We start from the raw sequence: 19,607 nt of genomic DNA, 5'->3' as shown, positions 1-19,607 counted from the left end.
GTTTCTTAAAAAGATAGGTTGAGACCGACCGATGTTGTGCGGGGCAATGGATAAGTCCCATAGTCTTCACCCGATGAGAGGGCACTGTCGGGGCGGCTGTTTACCTCTGGGTTATACCCCAGGTACTTGGTAAACGTGAACGGGTTCTGGGTTGTCACGTACAGGCGCGCCCGAGTCAACCGTATTTTTTGGAGCAGAGACGTGGGCAAGGCATAGCCAAGGGTAATCGTACGAATCCGAACGTACGACCCACTTTCAATATGCCAGGTCGAGATTTCTCCGTTCGAACCCGACGCTAGCCGGTTGGCGCGGTTCACCAGACCGTTACCCGGATTATCGGGCGACTGCCAGCGATCCAGTGCGCCAACGAACAGGTTGCCATTACCCTCCATGTTATACACGTAGCGACGCAGCAGGTTAAGAATTTTATGACCCTGAACGCCCTGAATGGCAAAACTCAAATCGAAACCTTTGTAGGCGAAATTGTTCGTAAATCCAAACGTGTATTTCGGAAAATAGCTGCCCGTCACGGTCCGGTCGTTGCTTAGATCGAACTTACCATCCGGTACCCCATTAGGCCCGCTAACGTCGCGAAATTTAAAATCGCCGGGTCGGGCGGTAGATACGTGTAAAGCGGGGTTGGCATCCAGTTCGGCTTGATTTTTATAAACGCCATCGTTGACATATGTGTAGTATTCGCCGATCGGGTGACCGATCTGGGTGATAAACTGCGCACCCGCCACGCCACCAGCTACAATGATCGGATCACCCGAGGGTCCGAGTGCTTTCACCTTATTGCGGTTAGCAGCAATATTGGCACTGGCATCCCAGCGGAACTGGCCAAATGTTTGACGCGTACCGAGTGTAAATTCGATACCCTGGTTATTCACTTTACCGATGTTCTGTAATTCCGTACTGAAACCCGATGCACGCGGTACGGGTACATTCAACAGCAGGTCCGATGTATTGGCATTGTAGTAATCGACCGTCAGATTCAGGCGATTGCGAAGGAAACTAACGTCAAATCCAATGTCAAACATGGCCGTTTTTTCCCACTTCAATTTATCATTGGCCGAATTTCCAGGAGCCAGGCCACTCACGATGGTTTCGTTGCCAAGAATATAGTTCTGGTAACCAAGCAGACTGATGGATCCGTAGTTTGGAATCTGGAAATTACCCGTTAGCCCGTAGCTGGCGCGCAATTTCAGGTCGCTCAACCACGAAACAGGTTTCAGGAATGACTCCTGTGATAGATTCCAGCCCGCCGAGACAGATGGAAAGTAGCCCCAGCGGTTATCCTTACCAAACCGCGATGACCCATCTGCCCGGACAGCGGCCGACAACAGGTATTTGCCGTTATAATCATATTGAACGCGGCCTATATACGATAGCAGTGACCACTCCTGAACATCGGAACTACCCGATGAAACCTGACCGGCATTGAGCGTATAGACCAGATCATTCGGGAAGTTGGTGGCGGTAAGCTCGTTCGCTACCCGACGGTCTTTCTGCGAGGAGAAACCGGCCAGCGCCGAGACGTTATGCAAGCCGAAGGAATGATTATAGTTCAACGTATTTTCAACGAGCCAGTCTACAAAATTCTGCGCCCGCGAGAAACCCGTTGGCACCGAAGCTCCTTTCCGATCCCGGATTTCTAGGGTTGATGGCCGGTAGTAATCGCGCTGGAAACTGTTCACATCGGCACCCAGGCTAATCCGGTACGACAAATCTTTCGTAATGGCATACTGCGCATAGACGTTGCCGAGTACTCGAAGCTGGCTCAGTTTATCGCTCACCTGATTGGCAATCGCTACCGGATTCAGGATTGATGTAGCACCGTACCCCCAGCCATTATTACCGAAATTATACGTTCCGTCGGAGTTGGTGACCGGGAAAATAGGAGCCGCCTGTAAAGCCAGCCCCACAACGCCTTCGCCCAGATAAGGGCCTTCAGCCTTAACCAGATCGTGGTACGAATAGGTTGGATTGAGGTTGATCCCCGTCGTCAGCCGGCCGGTTTTCACTTCGACATTGGCCCGGGTACTGTAGCGTTTAAAGCCCGAACTGATCACGACACCCCGCTGATTCATGTAATTTCCCGATACATAGAATTTAACATTGTCTTTGCCGCCAGAAATAGACAACGTATGGTTCTGAATAGCAGCCGAGCGAAAAATGGCATCCTGCCAGTCGGTATTGGTCAAACCAGGCTGACCCGACAGATACGGCACAATTTCGGGTTGAATGAGCGTACTCGGCGCACCCACGCCCTTGTTCCGAATATCGTTTGAGTCGGTTGGTTTTCCAGTTGGATTTCGGTCGATGTAGGCATTGTTTTTCGCTTCGTAGCTTATCTGCGAATATTGATACGCATCGAGCAGATCGATCTTTTTCGATACTTGCTGAACCCCGGCATACGCGTCGTAACTGACCACCGTTTTTCCCTCTTTACCCCGTTTGGTCGTCAACAGCACAACACCATTGGATCCCCTCGACCCGTAAATGGCAGCCGCTGACGCATCTTTCAGCACTTCGATGCTTTCAATATCGTCCGTATTAAGTGTACTGAGCACGTTGATCGGGTTGTCGGGAAACTGTGTGTTGGTGCTACCCGTAGCGAATTTAGTATCGCGCGAAAGTGGAATGCCATCCACTACGTAGAGCGGGTCATTCCCGGCACTAATGGAACCCGTTCCCCGAACCCGAACCGAGAGTGCTGCACCCGGTGCACCGGACGTTTGGGTCACCTGCACCCCGGCAATTTTGGCAGCCAGGGCCTGATCGAAACTGGCTACGGGCTGATTAGCCAGATCCCGCGCTTTCACCGAGCCGATGGCCGTGGTCACGTCGCGCCGGTTCTGTACGCCATACCCAACCACAATCACTTCGCTGAGGGCATTGTCGGAGCTGGTCAGTTTGGCATCCACAATGCTCCGGCTCCCAACCGTAATTTCCAGAGGCTGATAACCGATGAACGAGAAAACAAGCACTTTGCCGGTAGCAGGCAACGAAATCTGGTACTTCCCACTGGCATCGCTCGTTGCCCCAACGTTGGTTCCTTTAACCTGGACGGTAGCACCTGCCAGCCCTTCACCCGTAGCCGCATCCGTTACGGCCCCCGTAATAATCGACTGTGCATAACTTAGTTGAACGGCCAGTAAAAAAAGGCCCGCCAGCAGCCATTTCAGGCGTCTGTTCCTGGCATAATCAGGTAATGAAATCATCATGTAGAATTAGTTTATCATAAATAAATAGGCTTCGACCGGCTGACAAGTTGTTGAACTTACCCCCTCCGATCAAGTCAGTGGAGCACAATAATATCTATAACCACCTTATTTCCAGATAATTTTCTGCTTAAATTATGGCAGAGCTTTTTTATCCAATTTATTAACAGAAAAATCACATGAAATAACATGAATAATGGCCGCGTAGCGACGGTCAGCCGCGTAGCGATCTGATGTTTGTAGTCAAAGGGGGCCCGCTGAGTCAGCGGGCCCCCTTTGACTACAAACATACCGTACCTACAGCACTTAACTACCTGAATTTCAACCAGAATAACCCATTATTCACGTTAAATCGCTATGGCGCGGCCACTACTGAACGCATGAGCCATAGCTGTCCTCAAGAACCATAAGGAAACGTCCTGATTCAAGGAATGAACCAAGTAAGGCTCTAGTCCATAAAGACCAGAAAAACAGTAGTGGATTAGTAGTTTATGAAAAGTCAGACAGTACGACACCACTCCTGGCGAGTTGGCATTAAGCAACCAACTTCGCAGGTCCAACGACTGGCTCAGTCATTTATCCTTATTGATCAATGGTCTGTTCAGGAGGAAAGGTAAGTTCGCCTGCTTCACCGGCTGGCTTAAACACGAGCACTTGTACAGCCTTATTCTCTGCTGACGGTGGCGCGTCAGCTGGTTGACCTGTATGCAGAAAATCAAGCACCGCGTGTTGACCGGCAAACGTGTACTGTTCGAACCCAGGATTTTCTCTGCCCAGCTTGATGGCCTCTTGTTCTGTTAATTGCCCGCCATGAATAAGCAGATTGACAATACTGAAATCCTTGAGCCGGGCCATCACCTGTATAGACTCTCCTCCCTGAGTCCGGTTGGTCCGCTGACAATTCAGAATAGTATAGGCATTTCCCTCATTGCCCATGCTTTGAAGAAGCCAGTTATAAATCGTTTCCATAAGATAGTTTCATTAGTTGTCAATACGGGTTAGTAGTAGGGGCGATACAGATCAGGCGCTGGCCATAACATACTGACTAACGGATAATATGGCCTCTTTCAGTTCCAGTTGGCTAGCAGGTTTTATAATAAAATCCCTGGCTCCCAATTCCTTAAACTTCCCTTTCTCGCCATCGGCAAAATGGTCTGCTAACATAATGATCGTCAACCCCTTACAACAATCGTGTTCGGCAATCAGACGCAGCCAGCGGGGCTCGTCATTGGACGGCACCAAGCCATCCAATACCACCACAGCAGGCGGGGAAGTGGTTAAGTCGGGATGGCGAAAAAAGGCGTCTCCAGTGGCAAACCACTCTATCTGTATGTGACTGGCCCAAGTGGCGAACCCAAATTGCCAATAAGCAAAATCATCTTCGTCTTCGGTTAGCAAAGCTACCCAGTGCCGATTTGTATTCATACGCTACACGGCTCTACTCTATTCGATAATGGAGCCTGTACGAGTTATACCGTTTTGTGGGCCAAATTGTTTTATTCGTTAACTTATTGCGCCTACAGCCACCGGCTAATGAACTGGCCAAAAACATCTTTATATTGATCACTAACGGGAATCACTACCGGCCCGATCTGCACGGAATTTCGGGTAAAGGCATAGATACTGTTCAGGGCGACGATGAACGACCGATGCACCCGCATGAACTGATTTGCAGGAAGTTTCTCTTCCAGACTCTTCAAACTCGTTAAGGATAGCACCGGTTTATCGGGGTCGCTGTGGCGATATACTTTCACGTAGTCTTTCAGGCCTTCGATGTACAAAATGTCATTATAGGTAATACGTACCAACTGATATTCGACTTTTAAGAACAGGTAGTCTTCAACCGGTTCAGCGGCCGATGCCAGTAGTGGAGCCGAAGGAACTATCTCGGTTCGTTGCACCAAATCGAAATACTGGCGTGCTTTGCTGGCAGCCCGCAGAAACTCCTCGTAATTGAACGGCTTGAGTAGATAGTCCAGTGCATCGACCCGAAACCCATCGAGGGCAAACTGGTCGAAAGCCGTTGTAAAGACAATGCGGGTAATATTGGTGCCCCGGTTGCTCCGCTCCAGAACCCTGGCCAACTCCAGACCCGTCAGGTCAGGCATCTGGATGTCCAGAAAAATAACCTGGACAGGTGGCCCCGTCAACAATCCCTGCAAGGCTTCGACGGCACTGCTGTATCGGCCTGTCAGCTGGAGAAAAGGGGTTTTTTCAATAAATGCGCAGACCAGACCCAGGGCCAGCGGTTCGTCGTCAACGGCGATACAGGAAAGAGTCATGATAGGTCGAGGGTTAGCTGAACCCGGTATTCACCGGCGGGGGTTAGCTCATCGATCTGCAACGCATACTGATCGGGGTAGAGCAGGTCAAGTCGTCGACGCGTATTGGTCAGCCCAATGCCGTTGCCTTTTTCGAGTGAGGGAGCTTTGTCGGCAAACAAGGTGTTTCGAACATCCATCAACAGCTGGTTCTGTCGCTGCTGGATGGTGATCTGAATCTGGCTCGGATGCAGGGCGCTAACCCCGTGTTTAAAGGCGTTCTCCACAAAAGGCAGCAAGAGCATCGGCGCAATGGGCCGGTCGTGCAGTGGGTCGGGGGAGTCGAGGGTAACGGTTACCTTTTCGGTAAGGCGGAGTTGCATGAGCTGGATATAATCGCCCACAAACGCCAGTTCTTTGCTAAGCAGGGTTGTATTGGCCTGCGTATCGTACAGCACGTAGCGCATCATGCGCGAGAGCCGGTGTAAGGCTTCACGGGCGGTTTCGACATCGAGCAGGGTTAGCGCGTAGATGTTGTTGAGTGTATTGAAAAAGAAGTGCGGGTTAATCTGTGCTTTCAGGAACGATAGTTCAGACGCTGTTTTGGCCTGTTCCAGCGACAGCCTGAGGTTGGCATCCGTTTGCCACTTCTGCAATAGTGTAAGGCTGGTGCTGATGCCCAGTACCAGCAGAATAGTGAACAGGTTTGGAATCACCCAGCCATATAGCCTGGGCTGTCCTTTTCCATCAGGATGAAAAGCCCGATGGACCAGTACGGGTAAGTTAAACCAGGTTTCAACACCCCATAAGATGAGGAGAATAAACAGGATTACACCAGCCAGCACCAGCAGGTAGCGACCTGTTTGCTCGCGTAGCAATAATTGAGGCACGAGCAGGTGCGAGTTTGTATAGAAGGTACCGACCATAAGGCAGAAGAAGATACCCTGTCGGACCCAGAATAAATCCGGAAATCGAATCTCTGAACTAAATGACTGAGCAAAGAAAAGCAGATAACCCAATAAACCCCAACCAAGCACGTGACTCAGCAGCGGGACGTATCGGCGAGAAAATGGTGTTGCGGCCATAATTGATTGAGAAGCTGCAAGTTTACGTCAATTTCTAAACCCCTCACCAGCCAATCGCTGGTTGACCCAAATTTACCGATAGTTAGCCCGTTCCAACCGATAGATGGCCCCTGCTGGTCAGCCAGTATTGCTAATCCCGTTCCATCGGTTAAAACTGGCTCTCTGTCGACGTTTATACCCTAACGGTCTATTGCATTTTTACGCGCGAAGGAATCGGTGTTGTTTTGGTCTGTCAATTAGACAAATCCCGACGACAATGAAACAATTCTTGCTTCTGCTACTCACCTTAGCACTATGGAGCGGTTTGACAGAGACCCCGACAGCACAAGCACAATTTGGTCCTCCGGGTGGTGGACCGGGCGGCCCTCCGGGTATGGGTGGCCAGGACAACCGACGTAGAAAAGAGTTTACCGGCGTGGCGGACGATACCCCCAAAGGGAACGGCAAAATAACGGGTCTCCTAGTGGATTCGACCTCGGGCAAGCCCGTTGAGTTTGCTACGATTGCGCTTATCAACGTCGCCACCAACAAGCCCATCGACGGAACCACGTCGGATGCCAAAGGTCAATTTGTGATAAGCAAGCTAGTGCCGGGCGATTACCGGCTACAATACTCGTTTATTGGTTATAAAACCCGCGAATCGCAGAAGATTACCGTGGCAAAAGGCACGGATCTGAACCTGGGTTCGATCAAACTACCGGCCGACGTTCGGACGTTGGGCGAAGTGGTGGTCACGGGGCAGGCTGCGCTCATTGAGGAGAAAGTTGACCGGCTCGTTTTCAACGCCGACAAAGATATAACCGCCAAAGGGGGCGATGCTTCCGATGTGCTGAAACGGGTGCCCATGCTTTCTGTTGACCTCGATGGCAACGTGAGCTTGCGCGGTAGCCAGAACATCCGCGTCCTGATTAACAACAAACCCTCCACCATTGTGGCGGCCAATGTAGCCGATGCCCTCAAGCAACTCCCCGCCGACATGATCAAATCCGTTGAGGTGATCACCAGTCCGTCGGCTAAATACGACGCCGAAGGCGCTGCGGGTATCATCAACATCGTGACTAAGAAGAATACGCTACATGGGTTGACGCTGAATGTCGACGCCGGTGCGGGCTTGCGGGCCTCTAATCTTGGGCTAAATGGCTCCTATCGTCAGGGCAAACTGGGCCTGACACTGGGTGGTTTTGGTAGGGCCATGTACAACCGGGCTTCCTCCACGCTGGACCAGACAACGATGGTCGGTGGACAAGCGCTGCGGACAAGCCAGACGGGTACGGCCTTCGACAAACCCGTATTTGGGCAGTACACGCTGGGCATCGACTATGATCTGGCGAAAGATCAGTCGCTGTCGGCCAACGTCCGATATGGTACCCGCAATTTTGTTCAGCAGCAGAATCAGCTAACTAATACCTATGCCAATGAATCGTTGCTGAGCATGACCAATCGGGATGTGGATCGAAAAGACCTGTCTAACTCGGTCGACATGAATCTGGATTACATCCGCACCTTTAAGCCGCAACAGGAGTGGTCGATTTCTACGCAATACAGCCGCACGGGCCTGACCAATAATTTTTATGCCGATCTGCTGGGCCAAACGGGCGAACTGACGGGTCGCCAGCGTAACCTGAACAACAACACCAACCAGGAAGTCACTTTTCAGACCGATTACCAAACGCCTATTCGCAAAAACCAGTTGCTGGAATTTGGCGGCAAGGCCATTATGCGTCAGGTAGATAGCCGATACCAGTATCAGGTTGGCGGTAGCACGGGCGAACTGGCCTTCGACCCAACCAATCCATCGGGCTCGCTCAAGTACAATCAGAATATCGGAGCCGGGTACATTTCATACACGTATGTAACGCCCAGCAAATACACCTTCAAGATTGGTACTCGCTACGAACACACAGGTATATCGGCAAAGGCGAACGAGAACACACCGCTCAACATTCCCAGCTACAGCAACTTGGTCCCCAGCGTCAATGTATCGAAAAGTTTGAAAGGCGGCACCACGCTCAAAGCAGCTTATAACCGCCGGATTCAGCGGCCGGGCTTACAACAGTTAAACCCGAATGTCAATGCCGCCAACCCACAGATGATTATGGTGGGAAATCCGAACCTGAGCCCCGAACTGACGGATAATGCCGAACTGAGTGTAAGCTCAACCATCAAGAAAACGTACCTGAACGCATCTGTATTCGGTCGGCTGACCAACAACGCCATCTCGCAAATCCGGATCCCCTCCGACACGCTGGCCGGGAGTATCATTACCACGTATCAGAACATCGGGGTGCAGCGTACCGTTGGGGCGAACGTCTTCTTCAATACAAGCATCACATCGAAATGGACGGTAAACGGCGGACTGGACGGCTACTACGTGTACATGCAGGGTCTGACGCCCGGTGCCGACGGGAAGTCGATCACCATCAGCAATTCCGGCATGAGCATTGGCGGTCGTCTGATGAGCCAGTTGCAACTCGACAACGGTTGGAGTGCGCAGGTATTCAGTTTCTTCCGGGGACCCATGCCCCAGTTGCAGGGCACCATGGGCAGCTTTTACATGTACTCGGTGGGGGTCAGAAAAGACGTTGCCAACAAGCGCGGCAGCATCGGTCTGGCGGCCGAGAACTTCATTGGTGGCGGTGTCACGATGCGGACCACGCTTAATTCGCCCCTGCTTTCTCAGATAAACGTAACCCATCTCTACAATCAGAACCTGAAAGTGACCTTCACCTACCGCATTGGCAAGATGAGCTTCGATGCGCCCCGCCGGAAGGGTCGCTCGGTGAGCAACGACGATGTGAAAGGAGAAGGCGATGGGGGTGGCCAGCCACAGGCAGCACCAGCCGCTGCTCCTGGGGGAGGGCGTCCTAAATAAATGATTAGTCAGTTGCTCCGTTTCATGAACCGGTTAAGCGCTTCATGGAGTTTAGTCTATAAACCAATTTTACAGTCTACTACCTTTTACCATGACAACCAGACGACATTTTCTCCGCGACGCCGGTGCTTTAACACTTAGTGGCCTTGTCTTACCAACGCTTACGAATGCCCATGACCTCTTTTCGACGGCCAACCCCTACCCCATTGGTATTCAGCTATTCACGCTCTTCGGCCCAATGAATGAAGACCCGAAAGGGACACTTCAGAAAGTAGCGGCTGCGGGCTATAAAGAAATAGAATCGGCCTTCAATACCCGTGGTGGCTATTATGGGTATTCAGCGAAAGAGTTCCGGAAACTGGTTACTGATCTGGGCATGACCTGGCGGGCACACCATGCCGGGGGCGCCCCATTCCGCCCTCGTCCAACACCTCCACCAGCACCAGCGGGTATCGGAACGCCACCCGCTGGCGACGCCCAACGCCCGGCTCGCCCCGCGATGGATTTTTCCAAAATGCCACCCATGCTCAACCTGCGCGACAACTACCAGCAATTGGTGGATGAAGCCGTTGAAGGCGGACTGGCATTCCTGGTCTGTTCCAGCACGCCGGTAGGCACCGTTGACGATATCAACAAATCGATCGAAGTCTTCCAGAAAACGGGTGAAGCAGCCAAAAAAGCAGGCATTGGCTTTGCCTATCACAACCATGCCACCGAATTCGACCCCGTCGACGGCGGAAAAACGCCTTATGAACTGATCTTGTCTCAAACGGACAAAGAACTGGTAAAGATGGAGCTAGACCTTGCCTGGGCAACCAAGGCGGGCAAAGATCCGGTAGCGTTGTTCAATGAGCAGCCGGGCCGGTTCCCGCTATGGCACATCAAAGACATTAAAGACGATAAGAAAACGATAACGGAAGTGGGTAACGGAATGGTCGATTTCAAACGGATTTTTTCGGCGGCCAAAGTAGCCGGGCTAAAATACTTCTTCGTAGAACAGGACATGGCGCCCGGCGGCATCGAAAGCATCACGACCAGCATTACCAATCTAAAAAAGATGCTGGCCTAATTCCATCGCTGTATGAATCGACCAGTACCAATAGCGGGATAACGGGCGTGCCCGTTATCCCGCTATTGGTTGGGCCCACCTTCATGGCAGTTGCCGCGAAATACAAAAGCGATGCGGGAGCGCCGGAGCGATTGGCGACTAAAAGCAGATAAGGTGTCGTTGGTGTTTGGGGTGCTGTGACCATGTCGTGTCATCCAGCTATGTCAGTAGCCGATGTCGGCACGACGTCGTGATGCAGTCTAATCAATAATTTTTGTCGCTGTTTTTTCTGCCGAGCGTCTATAAACGTACGCTCCCTCCTACAGACGTCACGCTGATAGCAAGGTGCTTATTTTTTTTGGGCATCCTTTACCATAAGGTACAAAAGCACACTCAGGCATATAGGGACTAAAATGAATGAGTCAAGGTAGCCTATTAAACAAGCAGGTGTTAGAATAGTGGCCACCAATAACGTAATCAGTAAAGGTTTACGCATAACGAAAACCAATTAGGTGTAGAGTAGACTGGCTAAAGGTAAACTATATGTGATGCCTACAAAGCGTAATTTGTACAGACGGCAAATAAGCTTTAGACTTTGGTTTGTACTTATTACCTATGTTTCAAATCAAGTAAGTAGTATAGCCCATCATCCAAATAACCAACCAATATTCCTCCAATTGTCGTAGTGGCGGCACAACTCATTTGCTGGCAATTATCATTTTATCGGCTTAAAGTATTCTGTTTGATGTATTTACATTTATCTTTGACTCTGTATTCCGAACCCAAAGATGAACATGATGAAGAACAAGAAGTACAAATCGAGTCAGACGCAACTGGAAACACAAAACCTACTGACAATACGAACTTTTGAACAACTGCTTGGTCATTATAAAAAACGTGTTTGGGAGATCAAAATAGCCCCCACGCTTGTATCCTCTGAAAAGCTGCCAAATTTGACTACGAGTGAGCCTTAACTCACCTTACCTGCATTTTCCGGAGAAAAGCAGACGTTCATTTCTTAAGACTCCCCATCTGGTATCTTTTAACTAATTTTAGCCTATATTTTGTTTACCATAACGTACATTATTAAACAAAATAAGGTAAATTATAAGTCGAATGGGATTTAAATGGGAACCTCATTTTATTCTTTTACGGCTTATTAACCAGTTAGATCAACTAAAAAACAATTACGGCGTTTTTGCTGATCTTGGAGCAGGAAGCACCTCATTTTTGTTAAGCGGTATGCTTCCTGCACCTGGTTTATTCGCACGAAATCTCTTCTGACGCTTACAAATCAAGGGATAATTGGCCGCTCGCAGGTGTATCATTATCCTGAAAATTAGACAGAGACAGCCCCAGTAACCGAACGCCTTTAGGTAGCGGGAAGATAGCGTCCAGCAGTTCCTGCGCTACTTGCTTTACGTGCGCTTTATTTCCTATACTCCCTGGTGACGTGCGACTGCGTGTGATTTGCGTAAAATCAGCATACTTCACCTTTAGGGTAATCGTTCGTCCCCGGATGGATGTCCGTTCACAGTAGCTCCAAACGCTGTCAGCCAAAGGTTGCAACGCATCGATCAGGTCTGACTGTATCCGTAAATCTTCGGCGAACGTAGTTTCTGATCCAACAGATTTACGGACCCGGTTAGCCAGTACGGGCCGGTGGTCGATGGCTCGGGCAATGCAGTAATAGTGATGCCCAACCTTACCAAAGTGTCGTACCAGAAACGCTTCTGTTTGCTGGCGTAAGTCCAGCCCGGTAAAAATGCCCAGCTTATTCATTTTGCTGGCCGTCACGCTGCCTACCCCGTGAAACTGACCCACTTTCAGTCCTTCAACAAAGGCAAGCCCCTGATGGGGTTTAATCACATACAAGCCATCGGGTTTACGGTAATCCGAGGCCAGTTTAGCCAGAAATTTATTGTACGAAACGCCCGCCGAGGCCGTCAACTGGGTCTGCTCCTTAATTTGATCCTTTATTACCTGAGCAATTTGGGTAGCTGATGTATTAATGGGTAGATGCTCCGTCACGTCCAGATAGGCCTCATCCAGAGAAAGCGGTTCAATAAGGTCGGTAAACTGAGCAAAAATAGCCTTTATCTGGCTGGAAACAGCTTTATAGACATCGAAGCGCGGCTTTACGAAAAGCAGATCAGGACATTTTCGCAAGGCAATGGACGATGCCATGGCCGAGCGGACGCCAAACTGTCGAGCTTCATAACTGGCTGCAGCAACGACGCCCCGTTCACGGGAACCACCCACAGCCAGCGGACGGTTTCGAAGTTCGGGATTATCCCGCTGCTCTACGGATGCATAGAACGCATCCATATCAATATGAATGATTTTTCTGGTAGCTGGCTGCTCCACACTCAAGGTCCTTAAGTCAGCTGCGTTAGCGTATGGATGAAGAGGAATCTATACTTATCCTGACACCCAGCCGCCAACCACTAATTAGCCAAGATCACTTTTATAATACCGAACAGCGGGCAGTGTAACCGTTTCATACCAATACAGGCGCAACCGGAGCAAATAACGCTTCCATTCGTCAAACGTAAACGGCTTGATCGTAAACGAAGACGCCCCAAAACTATACGCCCGCTCAATCAACTCGGGTGTGTGACTGGCCGACAGAACGACAACCGGCAACGCACGCCCTTTTGGATGAACCCGGATGAGGGCCAGAAAGTCCAGACCATCAACACGATCCTGTAAATCTACATCGAGCAGTACGATTTGGGGAATTTTGCCGTCAAGTTCTTCAATGTACGCTTTTGCTTCATCGAAACGGCTAACCTGCTTGAACGTGGCCTCGGGAAAACTCTCTTTCGCTGCCCGCCCCAGAATATCCATTAGCGACTGATCATCGTCTACTACTAAAAAAAGGAATTGATTCGGCATTAGTACTTAATGTTGTATCTTAAAAAGTAGAACGCACTTTGTAACGACCCTGTTGCCTGATTCGTCGACTTTTAACCTTCGAGTGTTCGCAAAAAGAAAGATAAAGCCTTAGCGCAGGTTATGTTTCATACGGGCATCAAACCGATTCAGGGTAGCCAAATCAGATTTAATGGCGTGGCTTTACGCCAACAGGATCTGGATAACCTGCTTCTTAACTCGTTGTATCCAGAACAATAAATAAACGCTCTATAAGCTGGTACGGATTTTCAATAACTGAAATAAGTGCTAATTCGGCTTAAGTTAGCTTACCAAATAGCTCATTAAGTTTATCACTTAGTACGCACATTAAAAACAGGCACACAGCTGTTTTGTTTTAACGCAATGCAGTAACTTGGACTTGACTTAAAAAGGGCGATTCGCCGGTAACATCCAGTTGGTCGACCCTATAGCGTTTTGCCGAAACGGCCGAGGCCCTAAAATACGCGATAACCTTTTTCGACAGTCGAACGCCATCTAAGCCGGATGGCTGGCAGGATTGCCTCTGCGTTGAGTCGCAGGATACAGATTTAGTAGAAACCACTCATGATTCTATCATGCAGATTTGGTTGGCGAAAGGGGAATTGTAATTTTGGCGAATAAAAGTACTGATCACCCGGGAGAACCGTTGTGTGCAGGCAAGAATCTCCGGAAAACGATGCACAGACTTACCTAGACGAAAAACGCAGTGACAAACGGATTTGAATCAGCTTTTTTGATACTGTGCCATTTAGCTATTTGATTGAAGGGTATTTGCACCTTGCGCCCAACGGTAGAGCTAGTTTTATCTATTGCCAAACCATTCTGTTCGCTTAACAACCAGTACGCTAACCGGGTTAGCGTTTAAACCAACTTCAAATTATCATCCTTGACCAATGGAAGTAACCCTTGATTCCCCTACTCAGCAACGCGTTGACCAATGGCTTAGCGGCAATTACGATGCGGATTCCAAAGAAGCTATCCAGCACCTGATCGACTCCGGCAACATCGCGGAGCTAACCGACTCGTTCTACCGAGACCTTGAATTTGGCACTGGTGGCCTGCGGGGCGTTTTGGGTGTAGGCTCAAACCGCATGAACCGCTACACGGTTGGAGCCGCTACACAGGGACTCTCCAACTACATTAATGCAGCCTTCCCCGGCGAAGATATTAGTGTCGCCATCGCACACGATAGCCGTCGGATGAGTCCGGAATTTGCCCGTCTTGTGGCCGATATTTTTTCGGCAAACGGCATTAAAGTGTACTTATTCAGCAGCCTGCGCCCCACCCCTGAGCTGAGCTTTGCCATTCGCCAGTTGGGCTGTCAGAGCGGCATTGTCGTTACGGCATCGCACAACCCGCCCGAATACAACGGCTACAAAGTGTACTGGAACGATGGAGGTCAGGTGGTGGCCCCCCACGACAAGGGCATTATTGCCGAAGTGAACAAGATCACGTCCGTCGATGATATTAAGTTTGATGGAGTACCCGAGAAAATTCACCTGATCGACGAAGAAATCGATGCACCTTATGTAGAACGGGTTAAATCGAACGCCGTTAACCCAGATGTTATCAAACGGCAGGCTAATCTGAATATCGTTTATACGCCTATTCACGGGACGGGTATTACGCTGGTGCCCCGCGTACTCGACGCGCTGGGGTTCACCAATGTTCACATCGTGGAAGAGCAGGCCACGCCGGATGGCAACTTTCCAACCGTGAAATCGCCAAATCCCGAAGAACGCGCAGCCATGCAACTGGCATTGGATCTGGCTAATAAACTAAACGCCGATCTCATTATGGCCACTGACCCCGATGCTGACCGCGTTGGCGCTGGTGCCCGTAATCATCATGGCGAATTTGAGTTGCTGAATGGTAACCAGATGGCCAGTCTGATTATTTATTACCTGCTTAATGCCTGGAAAGATGCCGGTAAACTAACAGGAAAAGAGTTCGTGGCCAAGACCATCGTAACTACCGACCTCATCGACAAGATGTGCGCCCGGTACGGTGTAAACTGCTACAACACCCTGACTGGTTTTAAATACATTGCCGAGGTTATCCGGGAACTGGAAGGAAAAGAACAATTTATTGGCGGGGGCGAAGAAAGCTATGGCTATTTGATCGGCGATTTCGTGCGCGATAAAGATGCCATTGCTTCCTGCGCCATCATTGCCGAACTGACCGCCTACGCCAAAGATCAGGGCAAGAGTCTGTTCGATATGCTGATGGCTATGTACCAGGAAAACGGTTTCTACTATGAAGCGCTGGTATCGCTAACCAAAAAAGGACGGGAAGGAGCCGACGCCATTCAACAAATGATGGCCGACTTCCGGGCCAATCCGCCCAAATCAATCGCCGGATCGGCCGTGGTTCGGGTAGACGATTATAAGGCGCTCACACGCCTGGACCCCCAGAGCGGTCAGACGTCGGTCATTGAAGCCGGCAAAATGGGTATTGAGTCGTCAAACGTTTTGCAATTCTTTACGGAAGACGGCACTAAGGTATCGGCCCGCCCATCGGGAACAGAACCCAAAATCAAGTTTTATGTCAGCGTGGTCGAGCCGCTCGAAAGCAAAGAAGCCTTCGACGACACCTACGCCCAGTTAAAAGCCAAAGTACAACGCGTCATCGACGAGCTACAATTAACCTAAGAAATTTAGGTAACTGTATCGCCGAAACAATACATTAAAAGCAAAAAACCCTCTAGTTCGTAAACTAGGGGGTTTTTCATATTCAAGATTAGGCAATTTGTTATCAGCTTAATGACAATTTCTAAACAAAGTCATATACCGATCAATAAATATTTCAAACAACTCTAATCTCAAAAATATCTTATTATATATTTGAATTATTTAAAAATAATATTCCACCAAAGCCAAATTACTATGAAAAAATTATTCGCTTTCGCGCTGCTTTTATCTACAATCGCATTAAATGATGGAATGGCAATAAAACTACCAGCTTCTTTCTACACCCTTACCATAAGCGGCCCCACCTACCTATCAGCCTGTCAGTCTGGAACCCTGCAACTACTGAAAGACGGATTTCCTCCTACTCAGTCTTATTACTACGTTTGGCGCATGTCTATCAATAACGGAACGCCATTCATTATAAACCAGGGGCAGAATGTATCCTCAATAGGTATTGTTGCATCGAACGCCGATTCGGAGTATGATACTTACACGGCTACTATCTACATAGATTATCCTGGTCGCGAAGTTATCGGGGCTGGTTCTGCCTCAGCGGATGTTTATCAGACGGGCTGCTCAAATTATTAGAATCAGCTTACTCTTTTTCTTGGCTTTATATACCTTCACTAAGCATATTATAACAAAAGAACGGGCTTTTGAAAAGCCCGTTCTTTTGTTATAATACCTATTTCCGGAATGACCGCTTTTAGCATACTCAATATCCGTCCGGGCTAATACTGAGTTTAACGTGAATAAGCGGGCGTCCATCAACAGCACCCCCAGTTGCTACTGTCGAAACTAAGGTTAGGCGCTACGTCGGTTTACACCTAGGGGCAGAACATGTTCACCGTTCTTCCCTACCGCTACTTTGCCGCAAAAGATAAGGCAATCGATATCCTGCCTCTTCGTTCCCGACCCCAATCCACGGATTGATCCCAGCATGATACGCTAATAAATCGGCGATTAAGTCACCCCAGGCAACGAAAATGGACAACCTAAAATCCATATCTTTGCGGTTTATTTCTGAAACGCCTATGACCCTGCATCTTGACCACCTGGATAAACTTGACACCGTTGCCCGCCAATTACTGGCCAATGGCAGAGAGCAGTCGGTCTGGCTATTCGAGGGCGACATGGGCGTGGGTAAAACGACACTCATCAAGGCTATTTGCCGAGCATTGGGCGTCATTAGTCTGGTGCAAAGCCCAACCTTTTCAATCGTCAATGAATACACCACCCACGAAGGGCACTCGGTTTATCACTTCGATTGTTACCGGCTTCGAAATGAAGCCGAAGCCCTGGACATTGGTCTGGAAGAGTATATGGATTCCGGTAATTATTGCTTTATTGAGTGGCCGGAGCGCATTACATCGCTATGGCCTGTCACTTATTACCAGATTCATATTTCGGCAGAATCGAATGGCCATAGACTAATTGAAACAAATTTGGTTTAACAGTTTGTAGGTTGACGTTTACAGTCTCCTAACCCGAACAGCGACAAACCACAAACTACAAACGTTTATAAAGTGACTGGATTTGAGGAATTGGCCAAACAAACGGCCTTATACCCGAAAGAATCTCCGCTGGCTGTAAAGACCAATCGGAACAGCCTGCTCATCGGTCTGCCTAAAGAAGTCTCGCTTCAGGAAAACCGTATCGCCTTGACACCCGAAGCGGTGGCGATTCTGGTGCGAAACGGGCACAACGTGATCGTTGAACAGGGCGCGGGAGAGAAAGCTAATTTCTCAGATACCGAATACAGCGAAGCCGGTGCTCAGATTGCCCGATCGCCCAAAGAAGTCTACGAAGCGAACCTGATTCTTAAAGTCGAGCCCCTGGTCGACGCGGAGTTTGAGCATGTTCAATCGGGCAGCACGGTTATCTCCGCCGTGAACTTACCCACGCACGACCGGGCTTACTTCGAAAAAATCAATAGCAAGAACTTAACATCGTTTGGCTACGAATACATTGAAGACCAAGGCGGCAACCTGCCGGTAATTCGTTCGATGAGCGAAATTGCGGGCAGCACCGTGATGCTTATTGCCGGAGAATACCTGAGCAATGCCGATAATGGTCGGGGCATTATTCTCGGCGGCATAACGGGTGTGCCACCCACAAAAGTAGTGATGCTCGGCGCCGGAACGGTTACCGAGTATGCAACACGTACGGCCATTGGCATGGGGGCCGATGTAAAAGTATTCGATAAGCATCTGTACAAACTTCAGCGGCTCAAGTATGCCGTTGGGCATCACGTTTATACGTCCATCATCGACTCAGACACCCTGGCCGAAGCCATTCAGCGGGCCGATGTCGTGATTGGCGCTATGCGGGCCGACGACGCATTCAGCCCGGTGGTGGTGACCGAAGAAATGGTTGGGCGAATGAAACCCGACTCGGTTATCATCGACGTATCGATCGATCAGGGCGGCAACTTTGAGACGTCCCGTATGACGACCCACAAGCAGCCTACATTCAAACACATGGGGGTTATCCACTACTGCGTACCCAATATCGCGGCACGCGTCGCTTACACGGCTAGTATGGCGCTGAGCAACATCTTTCTTCCCTTTCTACTCGAGACGGGGACCACGGGCGGCATCGAACAGATGATGTATGCGAACCGTTGGTTTATGAAAGGTGTTTATAGTCATAAGGGAACGCTCACCAACGCCTATATCGCACGCAAATTCAACATGCGGTTTAAAGATCTGGACCTCTTGCTGGCCGCCCGATTTTAACGTTTGTCGTTTGCGGTTTACCCTAAATCCTCTTCAGGGTAAACCGCAAACGACAAACCGGAAACTATAAACTTTTTCTCATGATCAACCACAGCAACGAAAATACCCTGCTCGATGACGCGAACTCATACGACGTCAATAAAGAACTGATGGGCATTATCTCGTCGGATTTCGTGAAGGTGGCCGACCAGTTGAAAGAAGCCTCCTATCAAATCCGGAAACGCGGTTTTTCAGAATTCCCGGTTTTCGTAGCCTCGCGTCGTGATGTGCCCATCGGTCAGATTTTGATTGCCGCCAACGAACTGGAAAATATCTGGAACTATAAAGCATCGTTCGTCGACGAGTTTATCCAACGTGAACTCATCGGCAGTGACTCGCTCGAACTCTGGAAAGAGAATTATAAAAAACCGGATGAATATTGCTGCCTGTTTGTTGTCCACGGCGATTTTGCGGGTTTTGTTTACATCCCCTATCCAGAAGATTAGTACTGCCTTTGGACGGCTTTTCTACCAGGCCGGATCGTACTGATCCGGCTTTTGTTTTAGTGCCTGTTTTTTCCGGCTAACCCGCATAAAAGCGCTGATACTGTTACTTTCTCCGTTTAAGTTATGGGTATAAATGACCGGGTGGAATCTTTCCACTTTATTGGCCATAATGATACTTTTTCCAGAAATGGTTTCGCGTCAGCTACCCCGTTACCGATCGCCGTTTCCGGGTTTTGCCGGCGTTGCAACATTGACTAGATGAGGGGCTTAAAAGGGCGCAAAAACCTG

15 protein-coding genes are annotated in these 19,607 nt (G+C 49.5%); 7 read left to right on the top strand and 8 right to left on the bottom strand.

Translation table 11 applies throughout. The features are described 5' to 3' along the window. Nucleotides 1–5: 5 nt before the first annotated feature. The 5 genes from ACYVAM_RS24775 to ACYVAM_RS24755 all read right to left on the bottom strand — a co-directional run bounded on the left by ACYVAM_RS24775 (nt 6) and on the right by ACYVAM_RS24755 (nt 6,570). Nucleotides 6–3,227, bottom strand: a complete 3,222-nt coding sequence (locus ACYVAM_RS24775; protein ID WP_461072096.1) for a SusC/RagA family TonB-linked outer membrane protein — start codon at nt 3,225–3,227, stop codon at nt 6–8. A gap of 579 nt (nt 3,228–3,806) precedes the next feature. Next, entirely contained in the window at nt 3,807–4,193 is a 387-nt protein-coding gene (locus ACYVAM_RS24770; protein WP_461072094.1) for a hypothetical protein, read from the bottom strand. A 51-nt stretch (nt 4,194–4,244) separates the two neighbouring features. After that, a complete protein-coding gene (locus tag ACYVAM_RS24765) occupies nt 4,245–4,649 on the bottom strand; it encodes a hypothetical protein (protein ID WP_461072092.1) in 405 nt (134 codons plus the stop codon). A 92-nt stretch (nt 4,650–4,741) separates the two neighbouring features. Then, complete coding sequence (locus ACYVAM_RS24760) at nt 4,742–5,506, bottom strand: LytR/AlgR family response regulator transcription factor (protein WP_461072090.1); 765 nt, start codon at nt 5,504–5,506, stop codon at nt 4,742–4,744. Further along, nucleotides 5,503–6,570 carry a sensor histidine kinase gene (locus tag ACYVAM_RS24755; protein WP_461072088.1) on the bottom strand — a complete coding sequence of 356 codons (1,068 nt, stop codon included), beginning with the start codon at nt 6,568–6,570 and terminating at the stop codon, nt 5,503–5,505. The genes ACYVAM_RS24760 and ACYVAM_RS24755 overlap by 4 nt, the downstream gene beginning before the upstream one ends. A gap of 256 nt (nt 6,571–6,826) precedes the next feature. Between ACYVAM_RS24755 and ACYVAM_RS24750 the strand changes: the two genes are divergently transcribed. Together ACYVAM_RS24750 and ACYVAM_RS24745 are read left to right on the top strand one after the other, a co-directional pair. Further along, nucleotides 6,827–9,442, top strand: coding sequence for a TonB-dependent receptor (locus ACYVAM_RS24750; protein WP_461072086.1), 2,616 nt, complete (start codon nt 6,827–6,829; stop codon nt 9,440–9,442). Nucleotides 9,443–9,533: 91 nt separating this feature from the next. Then, nucleotides 9,534–10,511, top strand: a complete 978-nt coding sequence (locus tag ACYVAM_RS24745; protein WP_461072084.1) for a sugar phosphate isomerase/epimerase family protein — start codon at nt 9,534–9,536, stop codon at nt 10,509–10,511. Here ACYVAM_RS24745 and ACYVAM_RS24740 read toward each other — a convergent pair. The 3 genes from ACYVAM_RS24740 to ACYVAM_RS24730 all read right to left on the bottom strand — a co-directional run bounded on the left by ACYVAM_RS24740 (nt 10,483) and on the right by ACYVAM_RS24730 (nt 13,388). Beyond that, nucleotides 10,483–10,695: a hypothetical protein gene (locus tag ACYVAM_RS24740; protein WP_461072082.1), complete on the bottom strand. Its 213-nt coding sequence runs from the start codon at nt 10,693–10,695 to the stop codon at nt 10,483–10,485. The two genes, ACYVAM_RS24745 and ACYVAM_RS24740, sit on opposite strands and share 29 nt — an antisense overlap. Before the next feature lie 1,082 nt (nt 10,696–11,777). Beyond that, nucleotides 11,778–12,818 (bottom strand): DNA polymerase IV, encoded by a 1,041-nt coding sequence (gene dinB, locus ACYVAM_RS24735; protein WP_461072080.1) that lies wholly within the window; start codon nt 12,816–12,818, stop codon nt 11,778–11,780. A 123-nt stretch (nt 12,819–12,941) separates the two neighbouring features. After that, nucleotides 12,942–13,388, bottom strand: a complete 447-nt coding sequence (locus ACYVAM_RS24730; protein ID WP_461072078.1) for a response regulator — start codon at nt 13,386–13,388, stop codon at nt 12,942–12,944. A gap of 911 nt (nt 13,389–14,299) precedes the next feature. Here ACYVAM_RS24730 and ACYVAM_RS24725 point away from each other — a divergent pair. The 5 genes from ACYVAM_RS24725 (at nt 14,300) to ACYVAM_RS24705 (ending at nt 19,319) form a co-directional block, all read left to right on the top strand. Further along, nucleotides 14,300–16,057, top strand: a complete 1,758-nt coding sequence (locus ACYVAM_RS24725) for a phospho-sugar mutase (protein ID WP_461072076.1) — start codon at nt 14,300–14,302, stop codon at nt 16,055–16,057. A 234-nt stretch (nt 16,058–16,291) separates the two neighbouring features. Continuing rightward, nucleotides 16,292–16,684: a hypothetical protein gene (locus ACYVAM_RS24720; protein WP_461072074.1), complete on the top strand. Its 393-nt coding sequence runs from the start codon at nt 16,292–16,294 to the stop codon at nt 16,682–16,684. 446 nt (nt 16,685–17,130) lie between these two features. Beyond that, a complete protein-coding gene (gene tsaE, locus ACYVAM_RS24715; RefSeq protein WP_461072072.1) occupies nt 17,131–17,550 on the top strand; it encodes a tRNA (adenosine(37)-N6)-threonylcarbamoyltransferase complex ATPase subunit type 1 TsaE in 420 nt (139 codons plus the stop codon). A 72-nt stretch (nt 17,551–17,622) separates the two neighbouring features. Next, entirely contained in the window at nt 17,623–18,834 is a 1,212-nt protein-coding gene (locus ACYVAM_RS24710) for an alanine dehydrogenase (RefSeq protein ID WP_461072070.1), read from the top strand. A gap of 80 nt (nt 18,835–18,914) precedes the next feature. Next, entirely contained in the window at nt 18,915–19,319 is a 405-nt protein-coding gene (locus ACYVAM_RS24705; protein ID WP_461072068.1) for a hypothetical protein, read from the top strand. Nucleotides 19,320–19,607: the final 288 nt, after the last annotated feature.

This window comes from Spirosoma horti, assembly GCF_054776595.1.
Note: the sequence above shows the minus strand (reverse complement) of the source record. Positions and strands in the feature narration are given on the sequence as shown.

What these genes read in the sequence shown, in the direction of transcription:
- ACYVAM_RS24770 (WP_461072094.1), bottom strand. Translation starts at nt 4,193, where the DNA reads ATGGAAACGATTTATAACTGGCTTCTTCAAAGCATGGGCAATGAGGGA.
- ACYVAM_RS24745 (WP_461072084.1), top strand. Translation starts at nt 9,534, where the DNA reads ATGACAACCAGACGACATTTTCTCCGCGACGCCGGTGCTTTAACACTT.
- ACYVAM_RS24775 (WP_461072096.1), bottom strand. Translation starts at nt 3,227, where the DNA reads ATGATGATTTCATTACCTGATTATGCCAGGAACAGACGCCTGAAATGG.
- tsaE (WP_461072072.1), top strand. Translation starts at nt 17,131, where the DNA reads ATGACCCTGCATCTTGACCACCTGGATAAACTTGACACCGTTGCCCGC.
- ACYVAM_RS24750 (WP_461072086.1), top strand. Translation starts at nt 6,827, where the DNA reads ATGAAACAATTCTTGCTTCTGCTACTCACCTTAGCACTATGGAGCGGT.
- ACYVAM_RS24765 (WP_461072092.1), bottom strand. Translation starts at nt 4,649, where the DNA reads ATGAATACAAATCGGCACTGGGTAGCTTTGCTAACCGAAGACGAAGAT.
- ACYVAM_RS24720 (WP_461072074.1), top strand. Translation starts at nt 16,292, where the DNA reads ATGAAAAAATTATTCGCTTTCGCGCTGCTTTTATCTACAATCGCATTA.
- dinB (WP_461072080.1), bottom strand. Translation starts at nt 12,818, where the DNA reads ATGGATGCGTTCTATGCATCCGTAGAGCAGCGGGATAATCCCGAACTT.
- ACYVAM_RS24705 (WP_461072068.1), top strand. Translation starts at nt 18,915, where the DNA reads ATGATCAACCACAGCAACGAAAATACCCTGCTCGATGACGCGAACTCA.
- ACYVAM_RS24725 (WP_461072076.1), top strand. Translation starts at nt 14,300, where the DNA reads ATGGAAGTAACCCTTGATTCCCCTACTCAGCAACGCGTTGACCAATGG.
- ACYVAM_RS24740 (WP_461072082.1), bottom strand. Translation starts at nt 10,695, where the DNA reads ATGGTCACAGCACCCCAAACACCAACGACACCTTATCTGCTTTTAGTC.
- ACYVAM_RS24755 (WP_461072088.1), bottom strand. Translation starts at nt 6,570, where the DNA reads ATGGCCGCAACACCATTTTCTCGCCGATACGTCCCGCTGCTGAGTCAC.
- ACYVAM_RS24760 (WP_461072090.1), bottom strand. Translation starts at nt 5,506, where the DNA reads ATGACTCTTTCCTGTATCGCCGTTGACGACGAACCGCTGGCCCTGGGT.
- ACYVAM_RS24730 (WP_461072078.1), bottom strand. Translation starts at nt 13,388, where the DNA reads ATGCCGAATCAATTCCTTTTTTTAGTAGTAGACGATGATCAGTCGCTA.